Below are 18,951 nucleotides of genomic sequence, written 5' to 3' on the forward strand. Positions count from 1 at the left end.
GACACCATCCTTCACATGCGGGGCATCACCAAGACGTTTCCCGGCGTCAAGGCCCTGCGGGACGTCACGCTGGACGTGCGCCCGGGAGAGATCCACGCGATCTGCGGCGAGAACGGCGCCGGCAAGTCCACGCTGATGAAGGTGCTGTCGGGCGTCTACCCGCACGGCTCGTACGAAGGAGAGATCGTCTTCGACGGCGAGCCGTGCCGGTTCTGGAGTATCCGCGACAGTGAGAGCCGCGGCATCGTCATCATCCACCAGGAGCTGGCGCTCGCCGCGAACCTGTCCATCGCCGAGAACATCTTCCTGGGCAACGAGCGGGCGAGCCGGGGGCTCGTCGACTGGAACAGGACCAACGCGGCCGCGGCGGAGCTGCTGCGCCGCGTCGGTCTCAAGGAGAATCCGACGACCCCGGTGCTGGATCTGGGCGTCGGCAAGCAGCAGCTCGTCGAGATCGCGAAGGCGATCTCCAAGCGGGTGCGCCTGCTGATCCTCGACGAGCCCACCGCGGCGCTCAACGACGAGGACTCCGAGCACCTGCTCGACCTGCTGCGCGGCTTCCGCGAACAGGGCATCACCTGCGTGATCATCTCGCACAAGCTCAACGAGGTGATGGCCGTCGCCGACCGCGTCACGATCCTGCGCGACGGCCGCACGATCTCTACGCTGGGCGTCGCCGAGGACGAGGTCACCGAGGACCGGATCATCTCCGGCATGGTGGGCCGCGACCTGGACCACCGCTTCCCGCCGCGCGAGCCGCGCATCGGTGCGGAGGTGCTGCGCGTCGAGGACTGGACGGTGCACAGCCCCACCCAGCACGGCCGGATCATCGTGCGGGGCGCCAACCTCTCGGTGCGCCGTGGCGAGATCGTCGGCCTGGCCGGGCTGATGGGCGCCGGCCGCACCGAGCTGGCGATGAGCGTGTTCGGCCGCTCCTACGGCACCAACATCACCGGGCGGCTCTACAAGGACGGCGCCGAGATTCGCCCGCGGTCGGTGCGCGACGCCATCCGGCACGGCATCGCGTACGCGACGGAGGACCGCAAGCGCTACGGCCTGAACCTGATCGAGGACATCAAGCGCAACGTGTCCGCGGCGGGTCTGCGCAAGCTCGCCAAGGGCGGCTGGGTCGACGACAACGAGGAGTTCAAGGTCGCCGAGGAGTTCCGCGCGTCGATGAACATCAAGGCGCCGAGCGTCGCGAGCCTCACCGGCAAGCTCTCCGGCGGCAACCAGCAGAAGGTCGTGCTGTCGAAGTGGATCTTCACTGATCCGGACGTGCTGATCCTCGACGAGCCGACCCGCGGCATCGACGTCGGCGCCAAGTACGAGATCTACACGATCATCAACCGCCTGGCCGACGAGGGCAAGGGCGTGCTGGTGATCTCGAGCGAGCTCCCCGAGCTGCTCGGCCTCTGCGACCGCATCTACACCCTCGCCGAGGGACGGATCACCGGCGAGGTGCCCCGTGCCGAGGCCACTCAGGAGGGTCTGATGACCCTGATGACCCAGGAGGCGTCGTGACCAGCGTGGCACCCACCAACGCGGACCTCGCGCTCGGCATGCCCTCGGCCTCGGAGCCGGGCCGCACGCCGCGGCGGTTCTCCCTCAACCTGCGTCAGAGCGGAATCTACATCGCCTTCGCCTTGATCGTGCTGCTGTTCACGGTGCTGACCGGCGGCGACATGCTGGCGCCGCAGAACATCAGCAACATCGTCGTGCAGAACTCCTACATTCTCATCCTCGCCATCGGCATGATCCTGGTGATCATCGCCGGGCACATCGACCTGTCGGTCGGCTCGCTGGTCGCCGCCAGCGGCGCGTTCGCGGCGGTCATGATGGTGAGCTGGGATGTGCCCTGGCCGCTCGCGCTGCTGATCACGCTGGTCTTCGGTGGACTGATCGGCGCCTGGCAGGGCTACTGGGTGGCGTACTTCGGCATCCCGGCGTTCATCGTGACCCTCGCCGGCATGCTGCTGTTCCGGGCCGTCACGCTGATGATCCTCGGCAACCGGGGCATCGGCCCGTTCCCGGACGAGGTCCGCACCCTGGCGAACGGTTTCACCGACGGCTATCTCGGCAACATCGGCCTGGGCGTGCTCGGCGGCGCCGACCTGCTCAGCCTGCTGGTCGGGCTGCTGGCGGTCGCCGCGATCGTCGGCACGCAGTGGCGGGCCCGCACCGGCCGGCAGCGCTATCTGCAGGCCGTCGAACCGCTGCCGCTGTTCGTCGCCAAGATCGTGGTCGCCTCGCTGGTGGTCATGTTCGTCGTCGTGCAGCTCGCCCGCTTCCGCAACCTGCCGTGGGTGCTGGTGCTGCTGGCGGCGTTGGTGATCGCGTACTCGGTGCTGACCAACCGGGCGGTGTTCGGCCGCCACATCTACGCGGTCGGCGGCAACCTGCAGGCCGCCACCCTGTCCGGCGTCAAGGTCAAGAGCGTCGTCTTCTGGCTCTTCGTCAACATGGGGGTGCTGTCCGCGCTGGCCGGCATCATCTTCGCCGGCCGGCTCAACCAGGCGAACCCGACGGCGGGCAACGCCTTCGAGCTCGACGCCATCGCGGCGGCGTTCATCGGCGGCGCGGCGGTCCAGGGCGGCGTCGGCAAGGTGGTCGGCGCGATCACCGGCGGCCTGATCATGGGCGTGATCAACAACGGCATGAGCCTCATCGGCGCGCAGAGCGAGCAGGTGATGCTGGTCAAGGGAGCGGTCCTGCTGGCCGCCGTCGCCTTCGACGTGTGGACCAAGCGCCGCGGCGGCGCCACGCGCTGAGGGTGTGCCGGGCCGCCCATCGGCCCGGCACCCGACATGTCAGCGGGCGGTGGCGAGTCCGAACGACGCCGGGGCCACACCCGGGAAGACCTCCGCCAGCGACCCGAGGCCGCACCGCTTCTGCATGATCTCGCCGATCACCGCGCGGTAGTCGGTGGTCGCCGCGAGGTCGCCGTCGACCAGCGCGCCCGGCGCGAGGGTCGGCCAGGCGGAGTAGACCGTGCCGCCGCGTACGCCGCCGCCCATGAGCAGCATCGCGTTGCCGTGGCCGTGGTCGACGCCCTTGGAGGCGTTCTCGGCCACCCGGCGGCCGAACTCGCTGACGGTCACCACCGTCACGTCCGCCATGCCGGACGGTCCGAGATCCGCCGCGAACGCCGCCAGCGCCGACGCGGTCTCCGCCAGGTTGTCGTACATCCGCTGGCCCTTGACCGCGGTGCCGAGTCCCTCGTGCATGTCCCAGTCGCCCGAGTCGACGGCCGCCGCGACCAGACCCGAGCGGGACTTGATCAGGCGGGCCACGTCGCGCAGGGCGGTGCCGAGCGGCGTTTTCGGGTACGCGGCCCCGTTCGCCGGGGTGTACGCCGCCCGCGGCGCGACGGTGGCCGCCAGCGCGGCGTCGGCGGCCAGAGCCGGACCGGCGAGCAGATCGGGCGCGGTGCCGTACATCGCGCGCAGGGCGGCGGCCATCGGCCGGTTGGCGCTCTCGCCCGCCATCGTGAAGCCGTCGACGCTCGCCATGGAGACGTCCGTGGCCGCGCCGGCGAAGAGCCGCGCCGGCATCGCGCTGCCCAGCGACACCCCGGCCAGCGGGCCGGTCGCGCCGGTCACGCCCAGCATCCGGTCCAGCCAGCCGCTGCGCAGCGACGTGCCCGCGGCCGCGCGTTCCATCTCCTCCATCGCCGCGAAGTGCGAGCGGGTCGGATTGGGCTGGCCCACCGCGTGCACCGCCGCCAGACTGCCGTTTGACCACATGGGCAGCAGCGGGGCCAGGGCCGGGTGCAGGCCGAACATGGCGTTGCCGCCGATGACCTGGCTCTTCGGCACGGCGATCGACGGCCGCGCCTTGTAGTAGTCGGCGTCACCGATGGGGGCGATCGCGGAGAGACCGTCGAAGCCGCCGCGCAGCGAGAGCACCACCAGGGTGTCGCCGGCGTAGGCGCCGGAGGCGAAAGCCAGGCGGGTGGACAGGCCCTCGCCGACCAGCCCGGCCAGGGCGCCGGCGGCACCGGCCGCGAGGCCACGGCCGAGCACGCCACGGCGGGTCAGGGTCTTGTTCTCGTCGCAGCAGGCGTTCGCGGCCATCTTGGTCACCTCAGCTGAAAGGACGGCGAGTCGAGGACGAGGGCGATCAGGTACGGCAGGCTCCCGGCCACCGCCTTGTCCTTGCTGGTCAAGGAACTGGTCGGCACCTTGCCCGCGACACTGAGCACGGCGGCGGTATGAGCGGCGGGAAGCTTCGTGCCGACCAGCCGTACGGCGAGCGCGTCGACCAATCCGCCGTACGTGGCGGGCAGGACGGGCACCAGCGCCTTGAGCAGGTCCGTGGGGCGGGTGAGCTGCTTGGGATACCAGCCGGCGGCGAGGTTGAGGTGGCTGTTGCAGCGGATGAGGAACGCCGCCGGCGAGGCCCACGCGGCGGCCACGTCGGGGAAGCCGTTCGGCGGGGCCCAGCGGAACGGGGCGTTGCCGGCGTTGACGAGGGTGTTGTAGAGCGCGTCCAGCCCGGCGACGCCCGAGGCCTCCGGGCCCAGGCCGAGCGCGCGGACCGTCGCCACGAGGTCCTCGAACGGCGTACGGACCTTGCGGCCCACCGACGCGGCGAACTCGGGCGAGGTGAACAGCGCCCGCAGCACGGGGATGATCGCCGTGTCGTTGGCGAGGTAGACCTCCGCGAGCCGGGCGACCAGCGACGCCGGGGCCTCGTCGGCGACGAAGCGCACGCACAGCTTGGTGGCGATCCGCTCGGCGGTCGCCGGGTGGCGGGCCAGGTGGTCGAGGAAGGCGAGCGCGGCCGCCTCGCCGCCCTCGGCGGTGGCGTTCGCGTGGCTGAAGCCGAGGATCGACACCGCGCCGGTCGCGTGCTTGGTCGCGCTGTAGACGTACTGCCCCTTCGCGTCGACGCTCAGGCCGGTGAGCAGCCGCGCCGCCGCCTTCACGTCCGCCTCGCTGTAGATCATGCCGACGGTGTGCAGCTCCATCAGCTCGCGCGCGTAGTTCTCGTTCGGCTGCTTCTTGGTCGAGCTGCGGTTGTCCAGGTACGTCAGCATCGACGGGTGCCGGGCCGACGCCTTGAGCATGTCGGCGAAGCGCCCGAACGTGAACTTGCGGAGCACCGACGCGTCGTAGTCGGCGCGGCTGTCCCACACACCGCTGGAGGGCGCGGCGACGTGCAGGTGGTTCGCCCAGAACGCGGCCGTGGTCTCGAAGAGCTGCCGGTTGCTCCAGATCGCCCGGGCCACCGCGGCGCGGCCGAGCTGGCCGAAGGCGTCGTACGAGTGGACGGGCAGCTTCGCGCGTACCGTCGCGATGCTCGCCCCGGCCAGCGGCAGCCGGGTGAGCAGCGCGTCCAGCTCGCCGTCGGCGATCTTGGCGGGGGCGAGCTGGCGGTCGAGCCAGCCCTCGACGCCCAGCCTGGCGGCCTCTGCCAGGGCGGCCGGCGTGGGGCCGAAGGTCGCGCGGCGCAGCAGGTGCGCGATCGGGTCGGTGGAGACGAGGTCGGTCGCGTCGGCGGCCGGCGCGGCGGCGGCGGGCACGGCCAGCGCCGCGTCGAGGGCGAGGCCCCCGACGGCGGTCGCGGCCACGGCCACGGCACCGCCGAGGACGGCACGGCGGGTCGGCTCAGGCTTCGTCTGCATATCGGGCAGTTCGGCGGGGGCGGCCGGCACCGTCGCGGCGGCAACCCGATGCTCACCATCCGCAATCCGCCCGCTCCCGTCGCTGCGGAGCGCGTGGCGACGTACGCTCGGATCCGTGGATCAGATCGATGCGGTGCGGACCCCGGCCTCCTGGGTCGTGGTGGGTCTCGACAACGGCGGAACCTGCAACAACGCCACGGTGCTGGACGCCACGGGCCAGTTCCTCGTCGACCGGCTCGTGGAGAATCCGAGCCGGGTCCAGGACGGCCCCGAGTCGGCCGTCGAATCGCTCGCCGAGGCGTTCACCGGCATCCTGGCCATGACCAGCACGCCGCTGAGCCTGGTGCGCGCGGTCGGCCTGGACACCCCGGGCCCCGCCAGTGCCGACGGCGTGATCTCGTCCAAGGGATCGACGAACTTCTCCCAGGTCTCCTGGCACGGCTTCGACATCCGCGGCGCCCTCCAGGCGCGCATCGGCCTGCCCGTGATCTACCACAACGACGCCAACGCGGCCGCGCTCTACGCCCATCACCGGCACTTCGGCGCCGACGCCGCGAAACGTTCGTCGGTGGCCGCGATCGTCGGCACCGGGCTCGGCGGTGGCGTGGTGGAGAGCGGCAAGGTGATCAGCGGCGCCGCCGGCATGGCCGGCGAGCTCGGCCACGTGCAGATCCCCCTGCACGGGGTGCTGGAGGACGGCCAGCCGGTACCGGTCTGCAACTGCGGCTTCGAAGGCGACGTGGAGAGCATCGCCTCGCTCACCGGCATCGCCAAGAACCTGCTGCCGTACTGGTTCACCAGGTTCCCGGACCATCCGCTCGCCGCGGAACCCATCGCCTCGGCGGCCAAGATGCTCCGCGGGTACGGCGAGAAGGAGGACCCGCTGGCCCTCGCCGTGTTCGCCCAGCAGGCCCGGGCCGTCGGCAAGCTGTTCACGATCGCAGCCAACTTCACCGACCCGGCCGCGTATTTCCTCGGCGGGGGAGTGGTGGAGGCGGCGCCCCACTTTCGGCAGTGGTTCCTCAACACCGTCCGCGAGCACACGCAGCTGCGCCGTGAGCAGCAGGCCGCGGCCACCTTCGCCCTGGTGCCGGATCTGGACATGGCCGGGGCCCGGGGCGCTGCGGTCGCGGCCCTGGAGGCCGTCTCCGTCTGACCGTCCGCAGTGGACTCGATCGACCGCGGCCATAGATATTAAGGCTCATTGACAGACCTGGATATCGATCACTGCCTTCAGTAGCGTCCTGGATGCCGTCCGTGGCTGGGGCCCGGACGTGCTGAAGGGGGATACCTGATGCGACGAAGCATCGCGACCGTTGGAGCGGTCGTACTCGGGCTCGCCACGCTCCTGCCGGGTGTCGCGCAAGCCGCTCCAGATCCGTCCATACCGGGGCTCAGCCTCGCCGACCAGGTCTCGCTCGCCGCCGGAATCCCGGTGGCGCCGAAGGCCGCCCCCGGCACCAAGCCGGCCGGTCCCAACCCGTTCCTCTCCATGCCCGTCGACGCGTCCAAGGTGGACTACAGCGGCTGGGCCACGTACCTGAAGAAGCAGGCGTCCGCCAAGGCCGCGGCCCGGCTCAAGGCGCAGGGCGCGCCGTCAGCCGAGGCGAAGGCGGCCGCCGCCATCGTCGTCGACGAGGACGAGCCCGACGGCACCTTCGGCTCCAACGAGAGCCCGGCGACCGCCCAGCTCGTCCAGAACTTCGGGACCGGCTCCCGGCAGAACTCGGCGATCCGGATCCTCGGCTCGCTCGACCCCGAGGTGGCCACCCCGGCCTTCCGCGCGCCGACGCCGGAGGACGACGGCTCCATCCCGCTCGCCGGCGACACCGGCATCGGCAGCGGCGCCAAGGGCATCGCCACCGAGGCCCAGATCGGCGACGGCCCGCACGGCTCCGCCGGCACCGGCACCAACGACTTCGACTTCTACCGGCTGACGGCGACCGCGGGGCAGACCCTCACCGTCGACACGGACACCCCGACGGGCGACCTCGACACGCTGGTCGCCGTCTACACCCCGGACGGCACGATCGTCGCGTCGAACGACGACTCGGACGGTTTCGACAGCTACCTCACCTGGAGCGTCCCCGCCGCCGGCACCTACTACGTGATCGTGGCGGCGTACAGCGGCCTGCCGGCCGACCCGTTCGACCCGGCCAGCGGCGACGGCGGGGCGAGCGAGGGCCCCTACAAGGTGACCATCTCGGCGACCTCGGCGGACAGCGACTATTTCGCGGTCCAGCTCAAGCCGGGCGACGTGCTGGGCGCGTCGCTGAAGGGCGCGCCGGCGTACCTCACTGTCTATGACACCGACCCCCGCGAGGTGCACGGGTCCCGCCAGAACGCCACGTTCATCTACCCGATGGACAGCAAGCTGCCGGGCAACGGCCCCATCGCCACCGACTATGTCGCCACCAAGGCGGGCTGGCACTACCTCGGCGTGGCCCAGGGCAACGGCGGCTACGACATCACTGTGGAGGCCTACCGGCCCCCGCTGCAGGGCGACCGGCCCACCCAGACGCTGTTCCTCGACTTCGACGGCGCCCGGGTCAACACCGGCGTCTTCGGCGGCACCGGCAACGTCACGCTGAGCCCGTTCTCGGCGTTCGTCGCCAAGTGGGGCATCCCGCGCGCACAGGAGAACGCCCTCGTCGACGCCGTCATCGAGAGCGTCACCGAGAGCCTCAAGGCGGACCTCGCCGCCAGCGGGCTCAACAGCCGGTTCAAGCTGAAGATCCTCAACAGCAGGGACCACGCGGACCCGTGGGGCCAGAAGAACGTCAGCCGCGTCATCATCGGCGGCACCATCGCCGAATCCGGCATCGGCACCATCGGCATCGCGCAGAGCATCGACCCGGGCAACTTCGAAACCGAGGAGACCGCCCTGGTCCTGCAGGACGTGCTCAGTGACCCGGCCGGCGGCCCGGCGTCGCTGAACACCTACCTGACCGACGCCAGCGACCGGGTCGCCTTCGTGGGCCAGGCGGTCGGCAACGTGACCGCCCACGAGGCCGGTCACTTCTTCGGCGACTGGCACACCGACAACTCCGACGCCATCGCCAACCTGATGGATTCGGGCGGCGCCAACTTCGACGTGCTCTTCGGCGTCGGCCCGGACGGCGTCGGCGGCACGGCGGACGACACCGACGTCGACTTCGTCGCGGACGCCTTCAGTCCGGCCGAGGGCTTCATCGGCACGGAGGACACGCTGGGCCGCATCGTCTTCGGCGTCACCAGCTGATCCGAGCGTCACTCGGTGGGTCGCCGCGGTGCGGTGGCCCACCGAGCCGTGTCGTCGGCGGGGCCGCTCCGGCTCGGTGGACGGCTCAAGATCGACCTCGACCTCGACCTCGACCTCGACGTCGAACGGCGGAACCGACCCGCCCAAGCTGCTGCGGCGATCGACGGCTGCCGTGCCGTGATCCCGCCACGCGTCGATGCGTGCGGACCTCACCCGCCCTGGAGAGTCGATGAAACGCGCTCGTCGCTGGAGTGTCGTGCTGTCGAGCCTGGCTCTGCTGGCCGGCGTCGCGACCGAGCATCCCGGGGTCGCTGTCGCGGCGGCCCCACCGGCTCCGTCGAGCGGTGTGCTGTTCGACGACTTCCAGTACGACGGGCCGTCCGACCCTCGGCTCGCCGCGCGGGGCTGGTCTGTCCGCACCGCCGCGGGCGGGCCCGGTCCCGGGAAGAGCTGGTCGGCGGACGCGGTGAGCTTCCCGGCCGACGCCTCGGCGCGGGGCGGCCGGGTGATGCGGCTGCGGGCAACCACGGACGGCACCGTGGAAGGCACCGTACGGGCCCAGGTGAACACCGCCCAGAGCAAATTCTTCACCGGCACGTACGCCGCGAGGGTGTTCTTCCACGACCGCCCCACCACCGGCGACGGCAGCGACCCGTCGGTGCAGGCGTTCTACACCATCTCCGCGGAGAACCGGCACTACAGCGAACTCGACCACGAGTACCTGCCGCACGGCGGCTTCGGGGCCCCCGGACCGGCCCTGCACAACACCGTCTGGAAGAGACCCGATTCCCCGGACGCCAAGAAGACCTCGAACACCCGCGCGTCGCTGCACGGCTGGCACACCGTCGCCATGACGGCCGACAACGGTGTCGTCGATTTCTCGATCGACTGGCAGAGCCGGTTCCGGTCGACCGAACTACAACACTTCCCGCGTACGTTCATGTCGATCAACTTCAACAACTGGTTCGACCGCCTGGTCGATCCCGGGCAGCCCCGCGCCTGGGAGGACCCCTGCTTCGGCGACGGCGACCGCATCGACGACATCGCCCTGTTCCGCGACTACGGCGACGTCGGCGCCGATCCCGGATGCTGCATGGCCCACCAGGCCGTCTTCGTCCTGGCCGCCGACCCCTCCGGCACGGGCGCCTTCACCGAGCCCACCACGGCCTGGCAGAGCCGCTGCTTCGGAAACGGCACCGCCTCGGTGAACTGACCTAGGAAAACCGCATATCGCCCTAATTCGACGCGTTCGGATGGTAGGCCTCTGGGGACAAAACTCCACGGAGGAGGGTGATATGGGACCTCGCGGGCCCCGCTGGCGATCCGCCGGCACAGCCGCAACCGCGGTGACAGCGCTCTGTCTGCTCATGCCCGGCACAGCCGTCGCCGCACCGGACGGTGACGCCGCCCGACAGCTGGCGAAGTACCAACGCACGACGGAACCCGCACCGGGCATCGACCAGGAGGTGACCCTGCCGACCGGCGACCCGGCCGAGGCCGAGCGCACCGCCCGCCCCACCCGTAGCGGACGCAGCGTCGACTGCCCCGTCTTCGCGCACGCGGCGTCCCGGTTCGCCGGCTTCGACGCTGTAGCCGAGGACCTCATGGACCAGTGGAACATCGGTTCCAGCACGCTCGCCGTCTCGGACGAGTGCGGCACCATCTACCAGCGCGGCTACGGCCTGACCGGACCGTTCTGGCTGCGCAACGTTCCGCCGCCGGCCAACCCGCTGCAGATCTTCGGCACGCCCACCCCGGCGAACGCCCTTTTCCGGGTCGCCAGCGTCGTCAAGCCGATCACCGCCGCCGCGATCCACGACCTCGACGAGCGCGGCATGCTCGACAAGGGCGACCGGGCGTTCTGTGTGCCCGGCAGCCCGGCGAACTGCCACGTGACCGTGAACGTGCCGGCGAACTTCGACACCCGCATCCGGGACATCACCGTCGGGCAGTTGGTCGGGCACAGCGGCGGCTTCGACCGTACGGTCACCACCGACTACCTGTTCCGGGCGTGGGAGACGTACCAGGCGCGCGACCTCAGCGCCCCGCCGACGCCGCGCGACTTCGCCGAGTACATGCTCTCGCTCGGCCTCGACTTCGCCCCGGGCACCGACGGCGAGTACTCCAACCTCGGTTACCTGATGCTCGGCATGGTGATCGAGAAGGTCAGCGGAATGTCCTACCGCGACTACGTGTACCAGCGCCTGCTCGCGCCGCTCGGCATCTCGTCGGCGGACGTGGTGCTGTCGCGCGGCAAGCGGCTCACCCGTGATCCGCGCGAGGTCGCGTACTGGTGCCTGGACAACAACTGGGGCACCAACGAACCGATCAGCACATACCCCGGCGAAGCCGGGCAGCGGCGCTGCTTCGCCGACGGCGGCTGGGTGCACGAGTCGATGGCCGCGCACGGCGGTCTGTCCATGACGGCCAACGCGCTGGCGCGGTTCTACGCGCGGTGGTGGAACTTCGGCAACCCGCGCGACGGCGACGAGTACTGGGCCTTCCCGAACCCGGATGCGCCGGCCTATTCGCACGGCGGCAGCCTGGAGGCCGTGCAGACGCTGGCGGCCCGCTGCACCAACGGCCTGAACGTCGTCTGGCTCACCAACCAGCACGCCTGGGCCACCTGGCAGCAGGCCACGGTCGAGCAGCGGATGTGCGCGGCGGCTGACGACTTCCTCGCCCAGGGCCCCTATTACTCGTCGATCTGGATCAAGGACTCCGGCGGTCACATCGCCGACCCGGACACCCCGGCGAACCTGTACCAAACCCGGGTGGACAACCTGCGCGGCGCCGGCTGGCGTCTGCTCGACGTCAACGGCTACCGCAGCCGCGGCGCCACCTACTACGCCAACACGTGGGCGCGTGGCGACGGCACCCAGTGGATGGCCACCCACGGCCACGACTTCGCCGGCTTCAACACCCGGTTCGACCAGCTCAAGGACGACTGGCGGATGACCAAGGTGTCCGGTTGGACCGACGCTGGCGGCACGCCCCGGTATGCCTCAGTGTGGGTGGCGAATCCGAACGACGCCGCGTGGCGCACCCACATCCGGATGACCAACGCCCAGTACCAGAAGCGGGTCGAGGACTACGACGCCGACGGATACCGGCTGATCTCGGTCGACGGCTACGAGCTGGGCGGTCAGGCCCGCATCGCCGCGGTCTGGCTGTACGACCCGCCGGGTGCCGGCGCCCCGGGCAACACGGCCACCCCGTACCGGGCGATCCACGGCAAGTCGATCGGTGACTACCAGAACTGGCTGGCCAACGCCGAGGCCGACGGGTACCGGCTGACCGACAAGGACATCTACACCGTCGGTACGGCCGTGCGCGTCGCGGCGATCGCCACCAGGCAGCCGGGCCCGGACACCAAGTCGTTCTCCGACTGGAACTTCTTCACCTGGGACGACAACGCCAAGCCGCAGGAGGACGCCGGCTGGCGTCCGGTGAGCATTTCCGGTTACCGCTAGGTCGCGGATCGGCCGCCGAACGAGCTCAGTGCTCGTTCGGCGGCGCCGGTGTGGTCGCGGTCGCCTCGTCGGCATGCCAGGCGCGCACCGGGCCGTGGATGCTCACCCGCACAGCCGAGCCCAGCCCGACCAGCGCCCCGTCGTTGAGCCGGCGCGACTGCAGCTCGGTGCCGTCCTCGAGGCGTACCACGGTCAGCGAGTCGTGCCCGTGGAAGTTGTGCCGCAGCACCCGGGCGGTCGCCTCGCCGGCCTTCGGCGCCTCGACCGGCGTGAGGCGCACCTGTTCCGGTCGCAGCAGCACGGTCACCGGGCGGTTCGCGCTGTCGGGGCTGCCGTGCAGCGTCGCCTCACCGGCGGCGGTGTGCGCGCGCCCGTCGCGGACCACGCCCGGCAGCAGCATGGCGTCGCCGACGAACCGGGCGACCCACGGGTCGACCGGTGCCGCGTACACGCCGGTGGGCGGGCCGTCCTGCACGACCACGCCGTCGCGCATCACCACGACGTGGTCGGCCAGCGACAGCGCCTCGGTCTGGTCGTGGGTGACCAGCACCGCGGTGGCGCCGTCGGCGCGCAGCGCCGCCCGGACGTCCTGCCGCAGGCTCGCCCGCAGGCCCGCGTCCAGCGCGCTGAACGGCTCGTCGAGCAGGATGAGCTGTGGGCGCGGCGCCAGCGCCCGGGCCAGGGCGACCCGCTGCTGCTGGCCGCCGGAGAGTTCGTGGGGCATCCGGCGCTGGTAGCCGTCGAGTCCGACCAGCGCGAGCACCTCGTCGGCCCGGCCGGACCGGCGCCCGGCGCGATCCAGTCCGTACTCGACGTTCCCCACCGCGGACAGGTGCGGGAACAGCGCACCCTCCTGGGGCACCAGGGCGACCCGGCGGCGGTGGGCGGGCACGTGCGTCCGCGCCCCGGCGACCACGGACCCGGCCACCCGGATCTCCCCGGCGTCGAGGCGTTCCAGGCCGGCGACGCAGCGCAGCAGGGTGGTCTTGCCGCAGCCGGACGGCCCGAGCACCGCGGCCAGTTCGCCGGCCGGCACGGACAGGTCGACGTCGGTCAGGGCGGGCACCGCGCCGAAGCTCTTGCGGGCGGCCGTGACGGTGAGGGCGGTCATCGGTCTCCTCCGATCGCGCCGCTGCGGGCGGCGAGGAACCAGGCGGGGATCGCGGACAGCAGGACCAGCAGCGCGGCGTACGGTGCGGCGGCCGCGTACGCCGCGACCGTGGTGTGCGTCCACAGCTCGGTGGCCAACGTGTCCATGCCGGTGGGCCGCAGCAGCAGCGTGGCCGGCAGTTCCTTCATGCAGGTGAGGAAGACCAGCGCGGTGCCGGCGGCGATGCCGGGCGCGACCAGCGGCGCGGTGACCGAGGCGAAGGCGCGCAGGGGTGAGCGGCCCAGACTCCGGGCCACGTCGTCGAGCACCGGCGGTGCCTGCGCCGCCGCCGCTCCCACGGAGGCCACGGCGAGCGGCAGGAACAGCGCCGCGTACGCCAGCATGAGCAGCCAGCGGGTCTGGTACAGCGGGTAGACGACGTGGATGCCGAAGAAGACGAGCGACAGGCCGATCACCACGCCCGGCAGCGCGTGGGTGAGGTAGCCCAGCCGGTCGACCGTGGCCGCCAGCGCCCCGGGCGCGCGGGCGACGAGCAGGCCGATCGGCAGGGCCAGCAGCATGGTCAGCGCCGCTCCGGCGGCGGACACGGCCAGCGAGTTGCCGGCGGCCCAGGCCATCTCGACCAGGGAGCCCGGCCGGGACACCCCGGCGACGAGGCGCCGCGTCAGGCTTACCGCGGGTACGCCCAGCGCCAGCGCCGACACCGAGCCGAGCAGCAGCGTCACCGGCCACCGCCACCAGCCGAGCCCCATCCGTACGGGTGGGCGGCGCGCGCCGGAACCCACCGGGGCGTACCGGGCGCTGCGGCGGCGGGTGAGCGACTCGCCGGCCAGCAGCAGCGTGGTGAGTGCCACCAGCACCGTGGAGAGCACCAGCGCGCCGGTGCGGTCGAAGCCGAGTTCCAGGGCGGTGAAGACGGCCCGGGTGAAGGTGTCGGTACGCAGTAGCGCCACGGCTCCGAAGTCGGAGAGCACGTACAGCGCCACGAGCAGGGCGCCTCCGGCCACCGCCGGGCGCAGCTGGGGCAGGGTGACCGACCGGAACGTCCGCCACGGGTGGTGTCCCAGCGAGCGTGCGACGTCCTCCTGCGCGGGATCGGCCCGGTGCAGGGTCGCCGCCACCGGCAGGAACATGTACGGGTAGCAGCAGAGCACCAGCACCAGCGCGGAAGCCCAGAAACCGGCGAACCCGTCCACCGTCGAGATCCACGTGAAGCCGGCGATGTAGGTGGGCACCGCCAGCGGCAGGGCGGCCAGCACCGAGAACACCCGGGGGGCCGGGAGGTCGGTGCGGGTGACCAGGAACGCCGTGCCGACGCCGAGGACGGTGCACGCCGCGGTCACCACGGTGGCCAGCCCGAGGCTGCGCGCGGCGAGCTCGCCGACCCGGGCGGTGAGCAGCTCCGCCGCGATCCGGTCGGCACCGGCCTCGCCGACCCGGATGAGCAGGTAGGCCAGCGGCAGCAGCGCGATCAGCACCGCCAGCGCCGCGGCGGCCAGCAGCACCGGGCGTGGCGCCCACCGCCGCACCGACCGGCGCCACGCGGCGACGGCGGGCGCGTCATCGCGCACCCGCCGTGCCGGGGAAGTCACGATGGTCAGGGCGTCAACCCCGTCGACTTGATCAGTGCGATACTGGCCTCGAGGGTCTCGAGGTCGTTCAGGTCGATGTTCGGCACCTTCAGGTCGGCCAGCGGCGGCACGTACGCGGGCGCGGGGGCGCCACTGATTAGCGGGTACTCGTACGTCGACTGGGCGAACCAGGTCTGCGCCTCGGTGGAGAGCAGGTAGTCGAGCAGCGCCCGGACGTCCGGGTCGGTGGCGGAGCGGCGCAGCACGCCGATGCCGGAGGCGTTGACCATGGCGCCGCTGTCGCCGGCGGCGAAGAAGTGCAGCTTCGCGTTGAGCTTGTCGGGCGTCGTACCGCGCTCCTTGGCGACCTCGCCGAGGTAGTAGTGGTTGACCAGGCCGACCGGCACCTTGCCGGCTTCCACCTCCTCCACGATGGCGATGTTGTTCTCGCGGATCTGCGCGTCGTTGGCCTTGAGCGCGGTGAAGAATTCCTTGGCCTTGTCCTCGCCGTGCTGCACCCGGACCGCGGTCACGAAGGCCTGGAAGGAGCCGTTGGTGGGCGCGATCGCCACCTTGCCCTTCCACTTCGGATCGGTCAGGTCGAACACCGAGGGGGGCAGCTCTTCCTTCTTGACCAGGCTGGGGTTGTAGACCAGGACCCGGGACCGCGCGGTGACGCCGACCCAGTTGCCGTCCTTGGCCCGGTAGGTCGCCGGCACCTTCCCGGTGAGCTCGGCGGGCAGCGGGGCGAGCAGGCCCTTCTTGTTGACCGCGCCGAGGCCGCCGGCGTCCTGCGACAGGAACGCCTCGGCGGGCGACTTCTCGCCCTCCTCCGCGAGTTGGGCGGCCATCTGGGCGGTCGAGCCGTACCGGGCCTCGATCTTGATGCCGGTCTTCTTGGTGAACATCTCGAACAGCGGCTTGACCAGCGCCTCGTTGCGACCGCTGTAGAGCACGACGGTCTTGTCGCCCGGTTCGCTCGCCGGCTCACCGCCGCACGCGGCCGCGCCCGTCAGCAGGACGGCACACAGCGCCGTCACCAGGGCGGGTCTTGCACTCCAGGTCCGCACGGGTTCTCCTTCGCGAAGGTCATTCGGTTCGTCGGAAAGTGGTCTCAGTCGGCGAGGGCGTATCGGGTCCGCCCGGTGACGACCGGTGATTGCCGGGGCAGCAGTCGGCCCAGCCACCGGGTGGCCCGTCCCACCAGCACGCCGAGCGCGACGCCCGCGACCACGGCCGCCAGCGTGGCCACCAGCGGGGAGAGGCGCTGCAGGGGTGGGTAGACCTGCCAATGGATCAGATAGATGTAGAGCGAGCTGCCCGCCAGCATCCCGGCGACCCGGTTCACGCCGGGCAGGCTGGGCAGGTGCGGCACCCAGGCCAGCAGCACCAGGCCGACGCCGACCACCGCCTCGCGCAGCGGATTGTCGAAGTAGCCGGCCACCGCCACGAGGCCGGCCGCGGTGACCAGCAGGCGCTGCCACGGGGCTGCGGCCTTCGCGACCGCCCAGCCGAGGGCGAAGAACCAGAACAGCGTCGCGGGGGTCGTCAAATTGTCCGAGAAGCTGAGCGGGATCAGGTCGTAACGGACGAGGAGCCCGACGGCGAGCAGCGCCACCGGCAGGGGGAACGGCCACCGCCGCTCCCAGCGGTCGATCCGGCGGATCGCGAGCAGCGCCGCCAGGCACACCAGCAGATACACCAGGGTCTCGATGAACCAGTAGTGCCGCTGTGCTCCGTAGCGCGGGCCGATGGCCTCGTTGAGCAGCAGCGCGTTCTGCCAGCTGTACTTGTGGTCGAGCAGTGCCACCAGCGCCAGATATATCGACGCGGGCACGGCGATGCGGGCCACGGACGCGCCCAGGTGCCGGACGCGCTGTCTCCGTGGGGCGTCGGTGAGATGGAAGCGGGCGAAGTTGAATCCGGCCAGCGCGAGCAACAGATGCGCGCCGCCACGCACGGTGAACAGATTGGCGTGCGTGCCGACGATGAGGACGATCGCGACGGCCCGCAGCGCGACACCGGTGTCGAGCGTGCGCCGCCGGCGGGGCGCCGGTTCGTCGGCGCCGGCACGCAACTGCCGGATCGGCATGGTGTGCCAGCCCACCGGCAGCCTGCCGAGGATCTGCTCGAGCCGGACCGACATCTCGACGTACGACAGCGAATCGCCGCCGAGCCCGACGAAGGTGCTGTCGTCGGTGACGTCGGCGTGGTCGAGGATCTCGGCGTACAGCAGGCGCAGGTCCGTGCCGTCCGCCACGACGGGCGCTGCCGGGACCGGCTCGGCGGCCAGCGCCGCGACCGCCCGCAGGTCGATCTTTCCCGACGCCAGGCGGGGGAGCTCCGGCAGCACCAGCACGCGTACGGAGCGGGCGGGTAGGCCGCACCTCGCGGCGACCAGCCGCCGGACGTTCTCCCGGCGCTCGGCCCGCTCGATCGCCACAATCAGCTCGTCGTCGCTGGCCACGCAGCAGGCCCGTACGCCGTCGGACTCCAGGCCCGCCTCCACGTGCCGCAGGTCGATCCGGATGCCGAACAGCTTCGCGAAGCGGCCGCGCCGTCCGATGATCTCGAAAAGGCCGTCGTCGCCGCGCCGCGCGAGGTCGCCGGTGAACAGGTCGTGCACGGTGCGCCCGAGAGCCAGATCAGCGGGCTTTTCGGCGTATCCGAGCATGACGTTGGGACCCGAATAGACCAGTTCCCCCACGCCGTCGGCGAGTGTCTCGTCGACCGGGGCCAGGCGCATCGCCCCGCCCGGCACCGGCACGCCGATCGCGGACGGATGGGTCAGCGCCAGGTCCGGCGGCAGGTACGCCATCCGAGCGGTGGCCTCGGTCTGCCCGTACATGACAAAAAGGTCGAAACCGCGCCGTTGGCCCAGCTCGGCGTAGCGCGTCACCCGGTCGGGCGCCATCGGGCCGCCCGCCTGCGTGACGTAGCGCAGGTGCGGCAGCTCCATGGTGTCGAAGCCGACCCGCTCCAGCAGCGTGAACGTGTACGGCACGCCGGCGATGCTGGTGCCCCGCGCCGAGCGGAACAGTTTCCAGAAGCATTCGTCGGCGACCGACAACCCGGTCAGGATGATCCCGGCGCCGCGGATCAGATTGCTGTGCAGCACGGACAGGCCGTAGCAGTAGTGCAGCGGCAGCGTGGTCGCCGCCCGGTCGTCCTCCCGGATGCCGAGGTACGTGGCGATCGACTCGGCGTTGGCGCGCAGATTCTCGTACGACAGCCGTACGAGCTTCGGCGAGCCGGTCGAGCCGGAGGTGCTGAGCAGCAGAGCCAGGTCGGGGTGCAGCTCGTGGGTCGAGCCTGGTCGTCGCTCTTCTTGACACCACGTCCCGGCCCTGGTGCGGCACACCACGTCCGGGTCGTATGCCCTGGTCAGCGACTCGATGGTCGGGTCCTCGTCGGGAACCAGCAGCACCGCGTGACCGCCGGCGAGCGCGCCGAGGTATCCGATCACCGCGTCGACGGTGTTCGCCCCCGCGACCAGCACGAGTCGGCGGGTCGCGCCCAGCGCGTGGGCGGCCCGCTCCACCCGCGCCGCGAGATCCGCGTACGTGATCTCCTCGTCGGCGGTGAGCAGAGCGGTCCGCTCGCCGAACGCACCGAGGTCCCGGCCCAGGAGCAGGCGGGGGGCGGGTGCGTCGGGGACGAGCGGGTCGCGCATGGGGCGACCCTAAACTAAGCCTTGCCTAAGTACCTAATCGCCCGAACGAGGGACGGTCGGCCAGCGCCGGGCACATATGAATCACTTTCGCGATCAACGTCGAGGATCGGCGTTGATCGGCGTTGATCGTCTGACCTCGGTGAACACGGTGGATATGCCAATACCCGCAGATGTGAGCACCATGAGAGAAAAGCGCCCAGAAATTGCGAGAATCCCATTCTCGGCCTCGCGGCGCTCAGATTCGGCCCGGGAT

At 71.3% G+C, this 18,951-nt stretch carries 12 protein-coding genes; 6 read left to right on the forward strand and 6 right to left on the reverse strand.

The window, feature by feature from the left end; translation table 11 throughout:
• The first annotated feature begins 15 nt into the window (after positions 1-15).
• Positions 16-1,524: a multiple monosaccharide ABC transporter ATP-binding protein gene (gene mmsA, locus AB0M36_RS12205; protein ID WP_364155729.1), complete on the forward strand. Its 1,509-nt coding sequence runs from the start codon at positions 16-18 to the stop codon at positions 1,522-1,524.
• Positions 1,521-2,771 (forward strand): multiple monosaccharide ABC transporter permease, encoded by a 1,251-nt coding sequence (gene mmsB, locus AB0M36_RS12210; RefSeq protein ID WP_364155730.1) that lies wholly within the window; start codon positions 1,521-1,523, stop codon positions 2,769-2,771. Before mmsA ends, mmsB begins: the two co-directional genes overlap by 4 nt.
• Positions 2,772-2,810: 39 nt before the next feature.
• Here the strand turns inward: mmsB and AB0M36_RS12215 are convergent, their stop codons facing one another.
• A complete protein-coding gene (locus AB0M36_RS12215; protein ID WP_364155731.1) occupies positions 2,811-4,076 on the reverse strand; it encodes a DUF1501 domain-containing protein in 1,266 nt (421 codons plus the stop codon).
• 5 nt (positions 4,077-4,081) lie between these two features.
• A complete protein-coding gene (locus AB0M36_RS12220) occupies positions 4,082-5,629 on the reverse strand; it encodes a DUF1800 domain-containing protein (protein WP_364155733.1) in 1,548 nt (515 codons plus the stop codon).
• Positions 5,630-5,744: 115 nt separating this feature from the next.
• Here AB0M36_RS12220 and AB0M36_RS12225 point away from each other — a divergent pair, with 115 nt between their 5' ends.
• The 4 genes from AB0M36_RS12225 (at position 5,745) to AB0M36_RS12240 (ending at position 12,343) form a co-directional block, all read left to right on the forward strand.
• Complete coding sequence (locus AB0M36_RS12225; RefSeq protein ID WP_364155735.1) at positions 5,745-6,785, forward strand: ROK family protein; 1,041 nt, start codon at positions 5,745-5,747, stop codon at positions 6,783-6,785.
• Positions 6,786-6,923: 138 nt separating this feature from the next.
• Positions 6,924-8,870: a PPC domain-containing protein gene (locus AB0M36_RS12230; protein WP_364155737.1), complete on the forward strand. Its 1,947-nt coding sequence runs from the start codon at positions 6,924-6,926 to the stop codon at positions 8,868-8,870.
• Positions 8,871-9,099: 229 nt separating this feature from the next.
• Entirely contained in the window at positions 9,100-10,083 is a 984-nt protein-coding gene (locus AB0M36_RS12235) for a glycoside hydrolase family 16 protein (protein ID WP_364155739.1), read from the forward strand.
• 154 nt (positions 10,084-10,237) lie between these two features.
• Complete coding sequence (locus AB0M36_RS12240; protein WP_364155741.1) at positions 10,238-12,343, forward strand: serine hydrolase; 2,106 nt, start codon at positions 10,238-10,240, stop codon at positions 12,341-12,343.
• 25 nt (positions 12,344-12,368) lie between these two features.
• Here the strand turns inward: AB0M36_RS12240 and AB0M36_RS12245 are convergent, their stop codons facing one another.
• The 4 genes from AB0M36_RS12245 to AB0M36_RS12260 form a co-directional block, all read right to left on the reverse strand.
• Complete coding sequence (locus AB0M36_RS12245) at positions 12,369-13,454, reverse strand: ABC transporter ATP-binding protein (protein WP_364155743.1); 1,086 nt, start codon at positions 13,452-13,454, stop codon at positions 12,369-12,371.
• A complete protein-coding gene (locus tag AB0M36_RS12250) occupies positions 13,451-14,983 on the reverse strand; it encodes an iron ABC transporter permease (RefSeq protein WP_364156612.1) in 1,533 nt (510 codons plus the stop codon). Before AB0M36_RS12250 ends, AB0M36_RS12245 begins: the two co-directional genes overlap by 4 nt.
• A gap of 68 nt (positions 14,984-15,051) precedes the next feature.
• Positions 15,052-16,056, reverse strand: coding sequence for an iron ABC transporter substrate-binding protein (locus AB0M36_RS12255; RefSeq protein WP_364156615.1), 1,005 nt, complete (start codon positions 16,054-16,056; stop codon positions 15,052-15,054).
• Between the two features lie 83 nt (positions 16,057-16,139).
• Positions 16,140-18,698: an AMP-binding protein gene (locus tag AB0M36_RS12260; RefSeq protein WP_364155745.1), complete on the reverse strand. Its 2,559-nt coding sequence runs from the start codon at positions 18,696-18,698 to the stop codon at positions 16,140-16,142.
• Positions 18,699-18,951: the final 253 nt, after the last annotated feature.

The sequence above is a fragment of the Actinoplanes sp. NPDC051346 genome, from assembly GCF_040682215.1.
GTDB lineage: Bacteria > Actinomycetota > Actinomycetes > Mycobacteriales > Micromonosporaceae > Actinoplanes.